General features: G+C 46.8%; 15 protein-coding genes. 2 read left to right on the top strand and 13 right to left on the bottom strand.

Annotation, left to right across the window (positions count from 1 at the left end):
* Nucleotide 1: 1 nt before the first annotated feature.
* The 3 genes from scpB to rpsO all read right to left on the bottom strand — a co-directional run bounded on the left by scpB (nucleotide 2) and on the right by rpsO (nucleotide 3,879).
* Nucleotides 2–676, bottom strand: coding sequence for an SMC-Scp complex subunit ScpB (gene scpB / locus IEU85_RS00890; RefSeq protein WP_188354373.1), 675 nt, complete (start codon nucleotides 674–676; stop codon nucleotides 2–4).
* Between the two features lie 130 nt (nucleotides 677–806).
* Nucleotides 807–3,407: a polyribonucleotide nucleotidyltransferase gene (locus IEU85_RS00885; RefSeq protein ID WP_188354372.1), complete on the bottom strand. Its 2,601-nt coding sequence runs from the start codon at nucleotides 3,405–3,407 to the stop codon at nucleotides 807–809.
* 202 nt (nucleotides 3,408–3,609) lie between these two features.
* Complete coding sequence (rpsO, locus tag IEU85_RS00880) at nucleotides 3,610–3,879, bottom strand: 30S ribosomal protein S15 (RefSeq protein WP_188354371.1); 270 nt, start codon at nucleotides 3,877–3,879, stop codon at nucleotides 3,610–3,612.
* Between the two features lie 326 nt (nucleotides 3,880–4,205).
* Between rpsO and IEU85_RS00875 the strand changes: the two genes are divergently transcribed.
* Nucleotides 4,206–5,039 (top strand): aldo/keto reductase, encoded by an 834-nt coding sequence (locus IEU85_RS00875; RefSeq protein ID WP_188354370.1) that lies wholly within the window; start codon nucleotides 4,206–4,208, stop codon nucleotides 5,037–5,039.
* Nucleotides 5,040–5,213: 174 nt separating this feature from the next.
* Here the strand turns inward: IEU85_RS00875 and IEU85_RS00870 are convergent, their stop codons facing one another.
* From IEU85_RS00870 to IEU85_RS00860, 3 genes are all read right to left on the bottom strand, one after another.
* Entirely contained in the window at nucleotides 5,214–5,861 is a 648-nt protein-coding gene (locus tag IEU85_RS00870) for a hypothetical protein (RefSeq protein ID WP_188354369.1), read from the bottom strand.
* Between the two features lie 262 nt (nucleotides 5,862–6,123).
* On the bottom strand, nucleotides 6,124–7,170 hold the full coding sequence (locus IEU85_RS00865; RefSeq protein ID WP_188354368.1) for a zinc-dependent alcohol dehydrogenase family protein: 1,047 nt from the start codon (nucleotides 7,168–7,170) through the stop codon (nucleotides 6,124–6,126).
* Nucleotides 7,171–7,224: 54 nt separating this feature from the next.
* Nucleotides 7,225–7,752 (bottom strand): MerR family transcriptional regulator, encoded by a 528-nt coding sequence (locus tag IEU85_RS00860; RefSeq protein ID WP_188354367.1) that lies wholly within the window; start codon nucleotides 7,750–7,752, stop codon nucleotides 7,225–7,227.
* 255 nt (nucleotides 7,753–8,007) lie between these two features.
* Between IEU85_RS00860 and IEU85_RS00855 the strand changes: the two genes are divergently transcribed.
* The gene (locus IEU85_RS00855; RefSeq protein WP_188354366.1) at nucleotides 8,008–11,307 is read left to right on the top strand and encodes an Ig-like domain-containing protein; all 3,300 of its coding nucleotides are present in this window, start codon (nucleotides 8,008–8,010) and stop codon (nucleotides 11,305–11,307) included.
* 132 nt (nucleotides 11,308–11,439) lie between these two features.
* Here IEU85_RS00855 and IEU85_RS00850 read toward each other — a convergent pair whose 3' ends face one another.
* The 7 genes from IEU85_RS00850 to pafA form a co-directional block, all read right to left on the bottom strand.
* A complete protein-coding gene (locus IEU85_RS00850; protein ID WP_188354365.1) occupies nucleotides 11,440–11,955 on the bottom strand; it encodes an NAD(P)H-dependent oxidoreductase in 516 nt (171 codons plus the stop codon).
* Nucleotides 11,956–12,018: 63 nt separating this feature from the next.
* A complete protein-coding gene (locus IEU85_RS08610; RefSeq protein WP_229714664.1) occupies nucleotides 12,019–12,198 on the bottom strand; it encodes a cupin domain-containing protein in 180 nt (59 codons plus the stop codon).
* A 271-nt stretch (nucleotides 12,199–12,469) separates the two neighbouring features.
* Nucleotides 12,470–13,255 carry an acetoin reductase gene (locus tag IEU85_RS00840; RefSeq protein ID WP_188354364.1) on the bottom strand — a complete coding sequence of 262 codons (786 nt, stop codon included), beginning with the start codon at nucleotides 13,253–13,255 and terminating at the stop codon, nucleotides 12,470–12,472.
* A gap of 203 nt (nucleotides 13,256–13,458) precedes the next feature.
* A complete protein-coding gene (locus tag IEU85_RS00835) occupies nucleotides 13,459–14,322 on the bottom strand; it encodes a segregation and condensation protein A (protein WP_188354363.1) in 864 nt (287 codons plus the stop codon).
* A 7-nt stretch (nucleotides 14,323–14,329) separates the two neighbouring features.
* The gene (locus IEU85_RS00830) at nucleotides 14,330–15,169 is read right to left on the bottom strand and encodes a ParA family protein (RefSeq protein WP_188354362.1); all 840 of its coding nucleotides are present in this window, start codon (nucleotides 15,167–15,169) and stop codon (nucleotides 14,330–14,332) included.
* A 58-nt stretch (nucleotides 15,170–15,227) separates the two neighbouring features.
* On the bottom strand, nucleotides 15,228–16,205 hold the full coding sequence (gene xerD / locus IEU85_RS00825) for a site-specific tyrosine recombinase XerD (RefSeq protein ID WP_188354361.1): 978 nt from the start codon (nucleotides 16,203–16,205) through the stop codon (nucleotides 15,228–15,230).
* Nucleotides 16,198–17,781 carry a Pup--protein ligase gene (gene pafA, locus IEU85_RS00820; protein WP_188354360.1) on the bottom strand — a complete coding sequence of 528 codons (1,584 nt, stop codon included), beginning with the start codon at nucleotides 17,779–17,781 and terminating at the stop codon, nucleotides 16,198–16,200. Before pafA ends, xerD begins: the two co-directional genes overlap by 8 nt.

Below are 17,781 nucleotides of genomic sequence, written 5' to 3'. Positions count from 1 at the left end.
CCTATGCATTGCTCAGAGCTAAAGTGCCTTGCTCCATTTTCGGTTCTTCTTGTGCAGATTGTGGCAAAAATGGTGCTAATGCTGGTAAATCATCAAGTGAGTGCAATCCCAGTCGCTCTAAAAATTCATTCGTAGTGACCAAAGTAGCGGCATGTGATTGCTCATCCATACCCTGCTCCTCAATTAACCCACGTACTAGTAGAGAACGCACTACTCCATCTGCATTAACGCCTCGAATTGCCGCGATTTTTGCACGTGTAATAGGCTGCTGATATGCGATAATAGCCAGCGTTTCTGAAGCAGCAGCAGAAAGTTTAGCTGTACGATCTCCTGAAATAAAAGCGGCAACAATATCTTGAGTGGATGCACTATTGACTAATTGCCATGTATTATCTTGATGCCGCAGCGCAAAGCCGCGAGGTCTAGTAATGTGGGCTGTTTGCTCTTGCTCGTCAAACTGCACATTTCCAGCATATTCTTGCTGTAATTGCAACAGTACTTGTTCTACTTCATCAACCGATACCTCAAGAATATGCGCGAGATGCGTAGCAGTTTGCGGCTCGGCTGCCACGATAAGCACCGCTTCTACAGCAGTTGCTAATCCACCTGGCGCTTGTAAACCAAGTGGTAATTCGTCTGACTGCGACGGTTCATTTTCGTCAGTGCGTTGACTCATTCATACCTCTCAGGGCGGCAACATACATGGGTGGTTCAACTATGAAGTAAGGTGCATACGCCTTTTAAGCGCATGCACCTTAGCTTAACACGACTGATAGTAGTTACAATACTATCTCTTTGAGAGCGATTTACTCTTCGTCATCGAATGGGTCAAAGTCACGACGAACGCGGCGGCGCGGACGTTCGCTACGCTCTTCACGGCTCTGTCGATATTCGTCATAAGCATCATCCACAGCATAGCGAGACTCACGACGTGGGCGACGCTCATAGCGATCCTCGCGATCATAGTCACGCTCGGTACGGCGACGACGCGGACGCTCATCACGCTCGAAACGGTCATCATCCTCATAACGATCAGTGCGATCATCATTGTCATAACGACGGCGACGACGCGGACGATCACTGCGATCTTCACGGTCGCGATCATAGCCATGATCACGACGAGAACGGTGCTCACGTTCGCCTCGGTCGCCACGGTCAGCACGACCACGGCGCTCGCCACGCTCAGGACGAGCGTTATCCTCAGATTCCTCAAAACCTGGGATGGCAAGAGAAATCTTACCGCGATCATCAACGCCCTGTACTATAACTTCAACGTTATCGCCCTCTTTAAGCACATCTTCTACAGTGTCAATGCGCTCACCATTGGCAAGATTGCGAATTTGAGAAATATGAAGCAACCCATCAGTACCAGGTGCCAAGTTCACAAAAGCGCCAAAGCTAGTAGTCTTAACTACCTTGCCGTTATACTGTTCACCAGCAACAGGCACATGAGGGTTAGCAATCTGATCGATCAGCTCACGAGCCTTATCTGCAGCCTGACCACCTTCAGAAGAGATGAATACGGTACCATCATCCTCAATAGCAATTTCTGCACCAGTTTCTTCTTGAATCTGGTTAATGGTCTTGCCCTTAGGGCCGATAACTTCACCAATCTTATCCACTGGAACCTTGGTGGTGATAATGCGTGGAGCAAACTCACTCATTTCAGCTGGCTCATCAATGCACTCGGTAATTACTTCCAAAATAGTAGTACGAGCTTCTTTAGCCTGCTGCAGTGCTGCTGCCAGAATATCAGCTGGAATACCATCAAGTTTAGTATCAAGCTGCAATGCGGTGATAAATTCAGCAGTACCAGCTACCTTGAAGTCCATATCACCAAAAGCATCTTCTGCACCAAGAATATCAGTCAAGGTCTTATAGATCATGGTGCCATCAACTTCACCAGAAACCAGACCCATAGCAATACCTGCGACTGGAGCCTTTAATGGTACGCCTGCTGCCAACAAGCTCAATGTAGAAGCGCAGACAGAACCCATTGATGTAGAACCATTAGAACCAATGGCTTCAGATACTTGGCGAATAGCGTATGGGAAGGCTTCGCGATCTGGAAGTACTGGTACCAATGCCTTTTCTGCCAAAGCACCGTGACCAATTTCGCGACGCTTTGGAGAGCCTACACGACCGGTTTCACCAGTTGAGTATGGAGGCATCTCATAGTTATGCATATAGCGCTTATTTTGTGGACCACTTAATGCATCAACCTGCTGCTCCATCTTCAGCATGCCAAGTGTGGTAACACCAAGAATTTGAGTCTCACCACGCTGGAAGAGCGCAGAACCGTGAACACGAGGCACAATATCTACTTCTGCAGAAAGCGTACGAATATCGCGCAATCCACGACCGTCAATACGCCAATCCTGTGTCAAAATACGACGGCGAACAATCTGGCGTTGCAACTCTTTGAATGCGTTGCCTAATTCCTTTTCCTTCTCATCGTCATCCATATCAGTGAATTCAGATGCTAAGGTATCCTTGACCTGCTGCTTGATTTCAGCAATACGATCTTGGCGTGGGAGCTTTTCCGCAATAGAAAGTGCTTCATCCAAATCAGCATGAGCAATTTCATCAATACGTGCGTAAAGCTCGTCGGTATACTCTGGGAACAGCTGGAATTCCTTAGTTTCCTTAGCTGCGATACGGCGCAATTCTACTTGTGCTTCACAAATGGTCTTAATGAATGGCTTTGCAGCTTCCAAACCACCTGCTACAACGGTTTCATCTGGCTTGGTCTGCCCATCTTCATAAATTAGCTTCCAAGCATTGTGTCCGGCACCTGCTTCAATCATAGCGATAGCAACATCGCCATTTTCGATAACACGACCAGCTACAACAATCTCAAATACTGCGCGTTCGCGTTCGCTCCAACGTGGGAACGCCACCCATTGACCATCAATCAATGCTAAACGCACACCTGAAACTGGACCAGTAAATGGCAGGCCAGAAATCATAGTGGATGCTGATGCAGCATTCAGCGCGATTACGTCGTAGGCATCATCTGGGTTGATGGAAAGTACTGTTTCTACAACCTGCACCTCATTGCGCAAAGTGTGTGGGAACAGAGGACGAAGTGGGCGGTCAATAATACGGCATGCCAAAATAGCTTCCGAACTTGGGCGTCCTTCCCTGCGGAAGAAAGAGCCAGGAATACGTCCTGCCGCATACATTTTTTCTTCCACATCCACAGTTAGTGGGAAGAAATCATAGTTTTCTTTTGGACTTGAGCCTGCAGTTGTTGTGCTCAAGATCATAGAATCATCATCTAAATAAGCTGCTACTGCACCATCTGCCTGCTGTGCTAAGCGACCGGTTTCAAATCGTAATACGCGCTTACCAAACGAACCATTATCAATAATTGCCTCTACGGCTTTGATTTCGGGACCCTCCACGGGTTCCTCCTTACATGTTCATAACCTCTTTACCAGCACACTCAACATAACTTCATCTTAAACCTGTTTAAACCTGCTGGAAGGATATGTAGAACCCTTCTACACACCCTGTTACATCTTGTACATCACACGCTGTTGAATACTTCTAACTGTTATAGCTTATATGCAAAAGCGCCCGAGCATATGCCCGGGCGTAACAAAACTATCGGCGCAAACCAAGGCGCTCAATCAAGGAACGGTAACGTTCAATGTCAACGCGCTTGAGGTAGTCGAGAAGGCGACGACGGTCACCAATCATCAACTGCATACCACGACGGGAGTGGTGATCATGCTTGTGATACTTCAAGTGCTCAGTCAAGTCAGAAATACGCTTGGACAACAGTGCAACTTGGACTTCAGGGGAACCTGTGTCACCCTCGTGTGTTGCGTACTCACTAATAATTGCTTGCTTTTCAGCATTGCTAAGAGCCACAGCTCCTCCTTATACTCGTTGCGCGGTGCTACAACCACACTGGCTATAGCGCTCTGAATCCGCGGGCGAAATCACGCCAATCGACTATTATACACAACCCTTTGTCATTACTGCGAAACCGTGTTGAACATGTCCTATGCACTCGCAAAAAGAAATACATATAAGCAACACAGCTTGGTTTGCGAAAACTACATCCTGTCCAATGACACTCTATGCTTGTTGCATAACTACTGCTTGACTTTACGAAGAATTATTACAATGCAACTATCTGCCCGTATGTATGCATAACTTGCATATTGATTGCTATCTCTTATAAGGAGCAGTATATGTCTATAGAAAATCCAATGTTGCTTACGCTTAACAACGGCACTGTGATTCCACAAATCGGTTTAGGCGTATTCCAGACGCCAGATGGTGAAACTACCGAACAGGCTGTGCTTGCAGCACTTGAAACCGGATATCGTCATATTGATACCGCAATGATTTATGGCAATGAGGCTTCTGTCGGCGCCGCAATTCGCGAAAGCGGCATTGCTCGTGAAGATATTTTTGTTACTACCAAGCTGTGGAATAATGATATTCGCGCAGGACGTGCCAAAGAAGCCTATCAGGAAAGCCTAGACCGTCTTGGACTTGACTATGTAGATTTGTATTTAGTCCATTGGCCTGCAGCCGGTTGGCAGCAAGCATGGAAAGACATGGAAGACCTCTATCAGCAAGGTAAGGTTAAGGCAATTGGTGTGAGCAATTTCCAGCGGCACCATCTTGAAGAGCTTGCTCAATTTGCTACTGTTACCCCAGCTGCCGACCAGATTGAATCCTCGCCACAGTTTGATAACCGTGCACTTGCTGATTATTGCGCGGCTCACGGTATTGTTGTTGAGGCATGGAGTCCACTTGGTGGTACTGGTGGTAGTTTGCTTGCTGATCCACGGTTGGCAGCTATTGGCGAGCGCTATGGCAAGAGCCCAGCCCAGGTGGTTATTCGCTGGCATGTGCAGCATGGTGTGGTAGTGCTACCAAAGTCAGTTCATGCGGAGCGTATTGCACAGAATTTTGATGTGTTTGATTTTGCTCTTAGTGATGAAGATATGCATGCCATTGATGCAATGAATACTGGAAAGCGTAATGGCGCTGACCCAGATAATTTTAATTTCTAGTATACCTTGCAGCACGCCATGCATGGCATCAGCTACTTCTAGCTACATCTAATGTAGTGTACTGCGTCAGAGCTTGTGTCAGAGCAATAGCATACCGCACTAATGCCGTTTGGGGAGGTTCGCCTCCCCTTTTCGCTTTTATATATGGAGAATAGTAAAAATTTATCGCAGCCTTTACTGCATAAGCATTGGCAAACCACCAAAAATCGCCACTAGCAGTGCCAGTATTTCAATGAGGAAAAACAGAGTCATTGCCGACCAAGATCGCGTCAAGATATTGATTTTAGAATCTTTTTTAATAAGCACTAACATACCCACGTATACGACAGCAAAAACTGCAAGCGCAGCACCAGCGGCGATAATACCCATATTAAGCGCATTAACACCAAGACTTTCTTTACCGTAGATAACGAATGTTGCTGTCCAAAAGTTTAGACGCAATAACGCAATACCGCCAATAAACTGCTCTGCAGCAAGGGCAAGTAAAAAGAGTATTCTCCACAATACGTGTCGTGATTCAAGCACTGCCATTGCCAAAATGAGCAGCATAATGACTGTTATACTCCAGCCGAGTAAGGCCATTCCTTGCGCAGTAATATGTGAAGTAATACTGAGAATACGGTCGGTTTGATTCATGGCAAGCGAGCGCCCAAACCCATAAGGAGCACTAGCAACAACAATAAGTGCAAGAGTATAAGCAATAATACGCCACTTGTGTGTGCTGCGGCGCTCTTGCTCAGCTAAAGACAACTCACGAGGATGAGAAAGCGCAGGATCACTGACACGCACCTGCTGCTCTTGCTGGCGCTCATTCGCTTGCATGTTGGCAACCATACTGACACAAACTCCCGCATATACTCTACTGTACTAATCCGTACTCAACTTCGCGTACTAGTGTACACGCAAATTCGAGCATATGCGGGAAGTGTTGCATAGCATCAAGTTGCATAGCATCAAGTTGGTCAGTAACTGCATATCACTCATCGTTGCAGAGCGATCACCGTGGCAATAGCGCTAACAACTAATGAATCGTAGCTGGATGCTCAGGCTTGCGGTCAGTAAGCAAACCTGAGTAACAAGCTGGTTAGATTTCGCTTACACGCAGCAGGGCTTTAATCGTTGTGCGCTGATCCATAGCTTCATATGCCTCTTGGACTCGATCTAATGAGTATTCGCTAGTAAATACGCGCCCAGGATTGATACTGCCGCTCAACACAGCTTCGACAAGACGCTGCATATCATAGGTGCGCACTGGAGCAGGGCCGCCGCGCAATCCGACATTACGATAGAAGTTTGCAATGGTATCCACTTGCCCCTGAGGTAATCCAACGCGACCGACAATCGCACCCGCACGAGCTACCTTCATTGCAGTTTCATTGGAAAGCTCAGATCCTACACATTCAAGAACAGCATCTGCGCCGTAGCCGTCTGTTAGTGCAAGCACACGCTCGACAGCAGCATCACCGCGCTCTTCGACAATATCCGTGGCACCAAATTCTCGGGCTAAGGCTTGCCTATCCGCATGACGGCTCATAGCAATAATGCGTGAGGCTCCTAGCATATCTGCTGAAAGTACACCACACAATCCTACTGCCCCATCGCCAAATACCACAGCAGTATCTCCCGGCTTGACTGCAGCACTTACCGCTGCATGGTAACCAGTGGCCATCACATCAGATAATGTGAGTAGTGATGCCAATTGCGCGTCGCTAAGGTCTTTTGGATTGGCTGGTACTGGTACTAATGTGCCGTTTGCCAACGGTACGCGCAAATACTCTGCTTGGCATCCCATGCCGTCATTACTACCAAAATATCCGCCGTGTGGGCAGCTTGATTCAAAGCCTGCTCGGCATACTGGGCACTGACCACAGCTGTATGGGAATGGAACAATAACCAAATCTCCAGCTTGGGCAATGGTCACATTTTGCCCAATAGTTTCTACAATGCCGATGGCTTCATGTCCTGCTTGAGAATCGGCAGTCTTTTCTCCACTTCTAAACCACCACATATCAGATCCACATACGCATGCGCGCACTACGCGAATAATGGCATCTGTTGATTCTTGAATTTCTGGCATTGGTCGTTCTTCACACGCCATTTGCCCTTTGCCTTTGAATATTGCTGCTTTCATAATACTCCTATCAGTGTGTATCTGCTTATTCGATTGGTTTGTATATATCAGTGTTTATACGTATGCTTGAGCTTGCTCAGATTCCTGTGCAATACGGCGCGTAGTAAACCGCGACTGTTCAATAATGCGCTGGCGTTGCTGGTGTGAGACTTCATGAATCAAATCTTGATGTCCTTTCACAAGTCGATCCGCTTCATCAGTTTCACCTTGAGCAATAGCTCGCCAATACCGCTGTTTGAATGCCACATAGCGTTGTTGATTAAGCAAATCTTCCATCTGCTCGTGTAAGCGTTCTGCTTGTTCTTCTAAAAGTTCAATTTGCCGAAGTGCTGCAGCTTTACCCTGCGGTGCTTCTTGCATGTATTGGCGGATACTTGCTAATGGCATTCCTGTAGCTTGTAGACAAGAGATTGCTACTAAATTGTGAATATCCGTATCTGTATAGACTCGGTGTCTGGAGCTTGGATCACGTGCAATCGGTCCAATAATGCCAGCTTGCTCGTAGTATCGCAGTGTGCTTTCTGGCATACCGCATAATTCGGATGCCTCTCGTATCGTGTACCAAGTTTGCGTAGTGCTCATAGTTCTACCCTATGAACTTCAAGCGCTTGAAGTTCAAGTTCTCGCTCTTGGCGTGTCGTTTAATACCATGTTGTTACCTATGTCATCTTATCGATTACAGATATTTAATTACGCAGTATTTATGCTGCATTTTCTTGAGTTTTCCCTACATGAATTTTTTATATTCGATATAATAGGAGCGTTGTAATTCTCTAGGATTCATTGGGGATTCATACTTTGCAACACGTTGCAAAGTAGAGAGATAAGCGGGGAAAAATGATTCAACTTAAACGAACAATAGCTCGCGCTGTTGCAGGAGTAGCCACAGTAGCTGCTTGCGGCACTTTCGCGATTACAGCACCAAATCTGGCTTTAGGTCAAGATACATCAACTAATACTGTGACTGCATCTACTACTGCTAGTCGAGGTATTGATACGAGTGAAGGACTTGAACTTGGTTCTGGAGCTCGTGTTACATCTACCGTTTCTATTAATCAAGTCGGTGTTAAAGAAGAAGCTCTTGCTGCTGTGAAAAAATGGCGTCAGGACGCACTGGATACTAACGTACGATGGGTAGTTAACGGCAAAGAAAAAACAGTTGCTGATGCACTCACAACAATGGGGATTTCTCGCGAAGAATATCTTAATCCGAAATGGTCATACGCTATGGAGCGCTTGGCTATTCAACGCATCGCTGAAGTCTTATCATATGAGCTTGGTCATACACGTCCGAATGGAGGATCTCCTTGGACAGTCTCCTACAATGGTATTCAAAGCGGTAGTGAGATACTCTCCTGGGGCGATTCGACAGTAGCGCAGGCCATCAATCATTGGGCAACTGAAAAAGCAGATTGGGTTGGAAAAACCGGTGGAGTTACTGGGCATTACACTACTTTGATTAATCCTAAGTATTCCTCTTATGGTTTTGCTGGCGCGAATCAGTGGCGCTGGGCCGGTGAAGCTACAACACGTTCCGATAACGACAATCCAACAAACTGGTCAGGCGATTTAACATTCACCCTCCCAATGGAAGCCAGTCATTTCCAAAATGCAGAGCTTCAAAGCCCTGTTAGCCTTTCTGTTGGACAAACACACGCTATTGCAATGAGTGAAGTCTACTCTGGTGGTCAATATGATAATGACACCAATCTTCGCTATATTCTTTCACTTAAGAGCAGTGACACAAATATTGTTAGTGTTGATGGCGATAAAATTGTTGGCATTAAACCGGGAACAGCAACAATTACTGTAGCATCAGGTGATCAAACACGAAATATTACTGTTAATGTGGTTGCGGCTAAGATTACCGGTATTAGCAATCCAAACGGCATTACCGTCAAATCAGGTACTACAGTAGCTGACCTTGGCCTACCAACAACAGTTCACGCGACTTTTGACAACAACACTTCTGATGATGTGCCTGTTTCATGGAATGAGTTAACTGCCGAGCAACAGCAGACGTTGAAAGCTCGTCAAGGCGGTTCGTTTACTCTCTCCGGTACTGTTGCAGGTTGGGATAAGCCGCTGCAAATTACCGTTACCGTATCTCCTGCCACTGTAGTTAGTGCTGATATCTCAAATGCCGACAAGCAAGTACAAACTCCATCTGGCACAGCACCTGCACTCGCCAAGCAAGGTCAAGTAGTGTGGTCTAATGGCGATACTGAGATGGCAGATGTGCAATGGAATGCAATAGAAAAGTCGCAGTATACAAAGCGCAATGGAGGCACATTCACCGTTCAAGGCAAGCTTGCTGGCAAAACAGTAACGACCACTGTTACCGTGCTTCCTGCCAAGGTATCTAACATTGCACCAATTGCTCCAGTAACTACCGAGGCAAAAACTGCACCGAAACTACCTGAAACTGCCAAAGTCACATGGTCAAATGGTGACACTTCTGATGAGCAGATTACTTGGAATATCACCAATGCTGACTATGCCAAGCGTGGTGAAAAGCAAATTAGCGGCACCATTCTTACTGGCACAAAGCATGAGCAGACTGTTACAACAACGCTGACCGTCACTGCGAGTATCGTCAAGGTGAATAATCCAGAAGCTGTAACTACTCCATCTGGTACGGATCCAAAAGATCTTCTGCCACAGCAAGTCACCGTCACCTACTCTGATGATGAAAGTGAACAAGTTGCCGTCACATGGGCTGATAGCAGCAAGGACCAGTACACCCAAACCAAGGGTGGTTCATATCAGCTGACAGGAACTGTAGCAGGCACAACATTGCCAGCTACCATTACAGTGCATGTCACTCCAGCAACTCTTGATAAAGTAGATAATCCGACTGCCATCACTGTGGCATCTGGCACCAAAGAGGCCGATTTACAGCTACCAAAAACTGTAGTGGCACACTATTCTGATGGTACTGCTGCTACCGTACCAGTAAAATGGAATGCGCTGACTGACGAGCAAAAGGAAGTGCTTGCTGCAAAAGATGAGGGTTCATTCGCCCTTTCAGGTACTGCTGAAAACAAGAACGTCACTCTTACTATTAAGGTAATCGCAGCAACAATTACTGGTATTGTTTCTCCTGATGACATCACCGTCAATTCCGGCACTACAGCAGATGAGTTGCAACTACCTGCAACAGTTACCGTGCACTGGAGCAACGGAAGCACCAGTGAAGCTGCAGTACAGTGGAATGCACTGACTGATGAGCAGAAAGTTATTCTCACTTCAATCAAGGGAGGTAGCTTCACACTCGGTGGCGATGTGGCAGGCTACACTAAGCCTCAGCCACGCCTACTGATGCGACTGTTTGCAGCAGTAACTGGCGAAGCCACATCCACAGACGATGTCACTATTACTGTGCATGTCACACCTGCTACTGTCAGAAGTATTGCTCCATTACCTGATGTATCCACTGATTCTGGTGTTGCACCAAAGCTGCCAGAAACAGCATCGGTTACGTGGTCCAATGGACAGACCACGAATGAATCAATCACATGGAATAAGCTCGATACAGCACTCTATTCCACGCGTAATGCCAGTACATTCGAGGTTGATGGCACTGCTGCTGGATCGCCAGTGAAAGTAACAGTAAAGGTTCATGCTGCAGCTATTGTTTCCGTTGTTCCTCAAACACAAACTGTGGAAACCATAGCAGGAACGGCACCTGCAACCCTTCCATCAGCGACAGTCACTTGGTCCAATGGTGATACCGAGTCGGTAATGCCATCATGGGATGCCATCAGCGATAATGCAGTAGCCCAAGCTGGCGAATTCACTGAACAAGGCACGGTTACCGTAGATAGCCAAACCTTCAACGTGAGCGTAAAAGTGGTAGTCAAGGCTAAGGAAGAGCCAAAGCCTGAACCTGAGCAGAAGCCGGATTCAAAGCCAGCCGATAACCAGCAAACTGGCAAGAACAATTCCACAAATCAGCAGTCTACTCCAGCAAAGTCGGCTACACAGAGCAAACCAAGCACCACGCTTGCAGCTACTGGCGCTGCCATTGCAGCCATTGTAGTGCTCGCTGTGCTTGCTCTAGCTGTTGGTATCGCATTGCGCGTGCGATCCGCCAAGTCTACTACTGCTACTCAGTCGCAACACACTGAAGAGTAGTTTGCAGTAGTACAACAGCACAAAGTACAAAAACACTAAGGGCTTCCCCAAAAGGGAAGCCCTATTCATACGCGCAAAATTTACTAATATTTACAAATATTTATCAATACTTATTACTTATTGCACGTACTACTATTGCAAACGCTGAACATATTCCTCACACGCTGCCTGTACTTGAGCATCACTGATATTCATCGCACTATGCACTACAAATGGTTGAGCCCACTGCATCTTGGTGTACCTTGCTGTGGTCTTAAATGGCAAAAGCAAATCACTACCATTAACCCCATACTCGCCATCTTCACGATACTTATCACGATCTGCACCACAGCTGACCGCAATCATCAATTCCTTACCCTCAAGCGCGAAATTCGTACCATACGCCCAGCCATAACTCAATACCATGACTTCCCATTGCTTAAGCAAGGCCGGAGAGCTGTACCAATACATAGGGAACTGCCATACAATGCGATCAGCCCAAGCCAATGCTTCCTGCTCCGCTGCCACATCAATCTGGAAATTCGGATATAACGCGTACTCATCACGAACTTGCACCCCGTCTACAGTGCCAGCAGCTTGTGCAAGTGCACGATTGACTACTGATCCAGTTGATAATGCTGGATGAAAAACTTCAACTAGTGTATTCATGAACTACTACTCCTATTGCTCATTATTCCTGTTGCATTATATTGTGAAATATTGTAAAGATGTTTACTGCAATACTACCGGTTCAAGCCATTCATTGCTGGTAACAACTCCTGGAACAGCAATAGCAATATGACTAAACCATGAATCTTCTGCAGCACCATGCCACTCTCTTTTAGTGGTTTGCAATATACTTGCTATGCATTGTGCAACTTCAAGTCCACTTGAAGTCAAACCAACACGCATGCTCAACACACCCATACATCCGTGTCACGCCAATTGCTTGTCAGCTCAATACACTTGGCACTTTCATAATCTGGAATCACCAGAGTCACTAGAATCACCAACGCCTGCACCTATAGAAGAGGCTTCTCTTATACACCGCACACATACCATGCACAAGAGAAGCCCTGAACCCCCGAAATGAGTGGGAAACCCACTCAAGCCTGTAAACTTCCCAACCTGAAGTCCAATCGGTCTTTCGTCATTGAAAGCTTACAAACAGCAAGGGGTTGGTTTAGCGATACTGCATACCGCCGTCAACGATGACGGTTTGACCGGTGACATAATCAGCCTTATCGCTTGCCAAGAATGACACGACGCCTGCTACATCAGCTGGATACTCAAACCGATGCAACGCAATAGAATCAAGCATATCAGCCATATTCTGACCCTTTGGCTTGCCATTGAGCTTGCCAAGTTCCTGATCGATATAATCCCACATTGGAGTTGCCACAATACCAGGCGCATAACCATTAACAGTGATATGCTTTGGCGCTAACTCTTGAGCGGAAGCCTGCAAAATACCGCGAACAGCAAACTTGGTACCAGAATATGCTGGAAGAATTGGGAATCCTTCAAAACCGGCAATTGAGGAAGCACAAATAATCTTGCCCTTTTCCTTACCCAGTGCTTCAAACTTTGCTGATGCAGCTTGAATACCGTAGACTACAGAGAATACGTTAATCCTAAAAATACGCTCAAGCTGCGCTTCGGTCACATCAGCAATTGGCACAACATCACAAATACCAGCATTATTAACCAGCACATCAAGCGTACCTAGCTCATCTACTGCAGCATCAATCAGCGCAAACATAGAATCGCGCTGCGATACGTCAACTGCATGGAAGCATGCTCGCTGACCAAGTTCTTCAATAGCGGCAATCACACCTTGAGCCTTCTGCCGCTGCTGTTCCAAATCACCAATAGCAATATCAAATCCATCTTTCGCAAGCTGCATGGCAATACCTTCGCCAATACCCTGTGCAGCACCTGTAACTACAGCAACTTTACGTTCTGCCATTATTCCTTCTTTCACTTTCGTGAGAGAGTACCACTGTGTACCCGTATGGTCAGCAAGACACGGTCTAGCTCGTTGATCATCTTCGTTCAACGTAGACCACTGTAGTACATTTCACTCGCGCTGAAGGTAGGGCACGCCGAGCGTTTTTTAAAATCAACGCTTCTATTGCATATATGCTTTGTAATTCTATGCAACTGCTGTATTTATTCGTTCCATTCGGTAATCACATCAAGATTATCCGTGGGTCTGGTGCCATCATCATGCGTCACCCATCGCACGAGCAATTCGTCATATGCTGCTTGCTGCTTACACTGCACGACACCCTGTTTCATAAACGCTAAAACTGCTAAAAATCGTGCCACAATCTCTAATGTTGAGCTTGCATCAGCAATCAACGTATTAAACCGCACCGCCTGCCCTGCTGGAACACCTAGTAAACGGTCTCGAACTACTCCAGCTTCATGACGTAAATCCACCAGTGGCGCATGCAATTGATGTACGACTACATGATCTGGCGGCGCTAACGCAAGAGCCCTCGCAGCAAGTCGCGCTAAATCTTCAGCGCTCAGCGTCCACTTCAGCTGGGACACAATGGGAGCACTCGTAACTATCGGGGATGCAGGATGCGTGCGGTTGCCTAAATGCTCTCGCACACGCCTACGGAAATCTTCTCCAGCATTCTTAAAAGCCTTATATTGCAACAGTCTTGCAATAAGCAAATCACGTTCACGCAAGGCTTCAATATCATGCATTACCGGCTCTTGTCCGTTAGCATCTGGCAAAATTGCAGCACTTTTCGCTTCTACTAAAATTGACGCCACATCAATAAAAGCACTAGCCTCTTGCGTAAGCTCATCACCGGCAAACTGCGCAATATACTGCACAAATTCGGTAGTAATCTGCGCTAATGCAAGCTCAGTAATATCAAGCTCATGTTGTGCCAGCAAATTAAGTAGTACATCAAATGGACCGCTATACGCATCAAGTGCTACGAGAAACTCACGCTCAACACGATCGTCTTGAGTACGCCGAGTGCTTTGCTCATGAGATTGCTGCCCAACCGGCACTACTGCCCTACCTTACGACATGGTTGGCAATGAGCTCACGCGCAACCTCACGATACTCTTTTGCCGTTTTATGCTCAGGCGCATACATGGTAATTGGTGCTGCTGCAATTGTGGCATCAGGCAACTTAATAGATCGCGTAATTACCGTGTGGAACACCTTATCTTGGAATGCTTCATAAATACGGTCTAATACTTCTTGAGAGTGTAGCGTGCGCGTATACATGGTGACGAGTACACCTTGTACTTTCAATCGCGGATTGATACGTGATGTCACTTTTTCAATCGACTGCATAAGCAATGCCACACCACGTAATGCAAAGAATTCAGCAGCCACTGGAATAATTACGCCATCAGCAGCAGCGAGAGCATTAACAGTAAGCAAACCAAGAGATGGCTGGCAGTCAATAATAATAACATCATACTCGTCGCGCAATGGTTCGAGGACGCTTGCTAGTACACGTTCTCTACCTACCTCAGTTACCAACTGCACTTCTGCGGCAGATAAATCAATATTCGCCGGAATAACGTCAAGCCCCGGGAAGCGCGTATGATGCACTACTTCATGTGGATTAAGCGTTGTATCAAACATTGCCGTATAAATCGTGGTATCAATACTATTGGCGTTAATACCTAATCCAACCGATGTAGCTCCCTGCGGATCTAAATCAACAATCAAGACTTTGCGACCGTACCCGCTTAAAGCACCAGCGATATTGATTGATGATGTGGTTTTTCCTACACCACCTTTTTGATTGCACATAGCAATAATAGTTGCTGGACCATGGTGGTCTAATGCTGCTGGTGCAGCAAATGTTTCGTATTCACGTCCCAAAAGATCAGTTGGCATACTCTCAGAGTACCAACATGGCTTCCGCTTTGTGAAATCGTGTTTTGCATTGTATAACTTATCGAGCACGAGGATGTGCCAACATATACGATTCCATCAGTAATTGCGGAGAAACATGAGTATAAATCTGCGTAGTCGTTACCGAAGCATGACCCAGTAATTCTTGCACAGTACGCACATCAGCACCACCTTGAATAAGGTGCGTAGCAAACGAATGGCGCAAGGTGTGCGGGTGCAGCGGCACTTGCAGACCGGCACGATTACCGGCATCTTGTACCACATTCCACATGAGTTGGCGAGAAAGTCGCTTGCCACGCGTATTCAAAAAGACTGCTTGTAATTCAGCTTCAGTTTTGGCACGTTGCATTAATACTGTACGCCCAGAAGATAGGTACACTTGCAAAGCCTCACGAGCATAAGAACCAACTGGCACGAGACGCTGCTTATTGCCTTTACCAGTAAGTCGAGCTAAACCGCGTTCCAAATCAAGATCCTGCAAATTGAGCGCCACCGCCTCAGAAACGCGGCAACCGGTAGCATACATAAATTCCAACAGCGCACGATCTCGATAAGCAAGAGCCTGCTCATACTCGCTACTCGTAGCATCAGCTTGAGCAGGCACACCTGTAGCTTCTAATAATTGCTGCACTTGCCCAATACTTAATACATCTGGCAAATGCTGCGCCATATGCGGAGCTTTCACACTATGAGACACATCGCTATCTACAAAGTCTTCTTGTAGTGCAAAACGATGCAATTCATGGATACTGGCTAATCGTCTGGCCCGACTTTTAGCACTTTCTTGAGCAAGTGAAGTAATAAACTGCTCTACAAGTGTTGTATTGACTTGTGCGAGGTCAGCACAGCCCTGATCTTGGACAAATTGCATATAGCGCAAACAATCAGAACGGTATGCGGCAAGTGTTGCAGGAGAAAGTCCGCGTTCAATACGTATATAGGCAAGAAACTGTTCAAGTAACTCTTCAAATGAAGTGTTCAGCACGTTCCCACGATGCGACTGGTCTGCGCTAACCATGCTGTTTGCCTGTCAGTACATCCATAATCGCACTCAATTGCGCAGTTGGCTGTGCATTAAATGGGTCAAGTAACTGTGCTTGCATCGAGTAGGGCTCTTGTAATTGCACATGCGTCCAATCCACACTGTAGCGCATATCCGTATGACGCACTGCTTGCAAAAACTGCGCACGCAATTGTGCACGGGTACCGCGCGGCGCATGATGTAAAGCCTGCTGCACATCAGCGTCTTGCATCAATACCTCCATCTGTCCGCTCGATACAAGCTTGGAAAATATTGTACCGTTAGCAACATCATGATAATCCAAATCAAGCTGCTGCAATTGATCAGCGTTCAGTGTATGACCTTGCTGTTTAGCTCTGTGCTGCAAGCCTTCAATAATGCGTAACTTGCATGCCCAATCCACCCAAGAACTTAAGTATTGCCACCGACCACTAGCCAGTGCATCAAGCACCAACTGCCAATGCTCAAGCACACGCTGCACCTGAGGGAAAGCAATATTGGTGTCTTCACTATGCCCACGCACGAAATCACGTACCACGCGCAAGTACTCGCGCTGTATAGCAAGAGCACTCATACTTCCACCATGCGCTAATGCCAAAGGAGCTGTTCCTGTAATATCCTGACTTACTTGGCGTAACGCCTCAGTTGGATTCGCTAATTGCAGGTGGGCAAATGGACCATCACCGGCAATATCTGTACGCAATACATCTTGTTCACTCGACTCACCAAGCGCTCTTGCCCTACACGCAGCCTCAATCACACACAACACCAGATGCGTGGTTGCTAACTTCATCCATGTTGCAACCTGTGAACGATTTGAATCCCCTACAATCACATGTAATCGTCTAAACAAATCAGAATCGGCATGCGGTTCATCGCGAGTATTTACCATAGGACGCACGCGCGTAGTGGCGCTTGAAATTGCATCATCAAGGAAATCAGCACGCTGAGTTAATTCAAACCCGTATGCATTTTTGCCACTGCCGCTTACTCGTCCAGCGCCGGTATACAGCGAGCGCGTTACTAAAAACGGAATCAGCTCATGCTCGATAGCGCGTAATGGCACTTGTCTGCGCAGTAAATAGTTTTCATGGCATCCAAACGAGTGCCCTTGTGAATCCACATTATTTTTGAACACATGCACACGAGTATGCTCACCATACTGTGTTGCTAGGCGCTGCTGGCACGATTGCGCTAACCGCGCCATAATCTGCTCGCCTGCAGCATCTTGTGCTACCGCTTCGAGTACTGTTCTAGATTCTGCGGTCGCATACTCAGGGTGTGAACCAACATCTAAATACAGCCTTGAACCGTTATCCATATACGTATTGGTAGATCGGTCGCGCGAAACCACGGGTTTGAACATTTCCATAGCAACCTGTGTCGCAGCTATTGGCTGATTAGCACCAGTAACTGCCACACCGTACTCTGTTTCAATACCAAAAATTCTAGAATAATGCGGTATTTGCGACCACCCTGCATGGCGAGTAACGCGCGAAGTCGCAGCAAGTGGTGTGCGCCTGCGTTGGGAAGCAGAATGTGGATCGGTGCTACTGGTGCGTAGCTGTGGCAT

This window comes from Galliscardovia ingluviei, assembly GCF_014635685.1.
In the GTDB taxonomy this organism is placed as follows: Bacteria; Actinomycetota; Actinomycetes; order Actinomycetales; family Bifidobacteriaceae; genus Galliscardovia; species Galliscardovia ingluviei.
This window is presented reverse-complemented; position numbering and strand designations above follow the sequence as displayed.

Bases quoted from the DNA above. Each gene is read 5' to 3' on its own strand.
- scpB (WP_188354373.1), bottom strand. From the start codon at position 676: ATGAGTCAACGCACTGACGAAAATGAACCGTCGCAGTCAGACGAATTA.
- IEU85_RS00875 (WP_188354370.1), top strand. From the start codon at position 4,206: ATGTCTATAGAAAATCCAATGTTGCTTACGCTTAACAACGGCACTGTG.
- IEU85_RS00870 (WP_188354369.1), bottom strand. From the start codon at position 5,861: ATGCAAGCGAATGAGCGCCAGCAAGAGCAGCAGGTGCGTGTCAGTGAT.
- IEU85_RS00865 (WP_188354368.1), bottom strand. From the start codon at position 7,170: ATGAAAGCAGCAATATTCAAAGGCAAAGGGCAAATGGCGTGTGAAGAA.
- IEU85_RS00860 (WP_188354367.1), bottom strand. From the start codon at position 7,752: ATGAGCACTACGCAAACTTGGTACACGATACGAGAGGCATCCGAATTA.
- IEU85_RS00855 (WP_188354366.1), top strand. From the start codon at position 8,008: ATGATTCAACTTAAACGAACAATAGCTCGCGCTGTTGCAGGAGTAGCC.
- IEU85_RS00850 (WP_188354365.1), bottom strand. From the start codon at position 11,955: ATGAATACACTAGTTGAAGTTTTTCATCCAGCATTATCAACTGGATCA.
- IEU85_RS08610 (WP_229714664.1), bottom strand. From the start codon at position 12,198: ATGCGTGTTGGTTTGACTTCAAGTGGACTTGAAGTTGCACAATGCATA.
- IEU85_RS00840 (WP_188354364.1), bottom strand. From the start codon at position 13,255: ATGGCAGAACGTAAAGTTGCTGTAGTTACAGGTGCTGCACAGGGTATT.
- IEU85_RS00830 (WP_188354362.1), bottom strand. From the start codon at position 15,169: ATGCCAACTGATCTTTTGGGACGTGAATACGAAACATTTGCTGCACCA.
- xerD (WP_188354361.1), bottom strand. From the start codon at position 16,205: ATGGTTAGCGCAGACCAGTCGCATCGTGGGAACGTGCTGAACACTTCA.
- pafA (WP_188354360.1), bottom strand. From the start codon at position 17,781: ATGCCACAGCTACGCACCAGTAGCACCGATCCACATTCTGCTTCCCAA.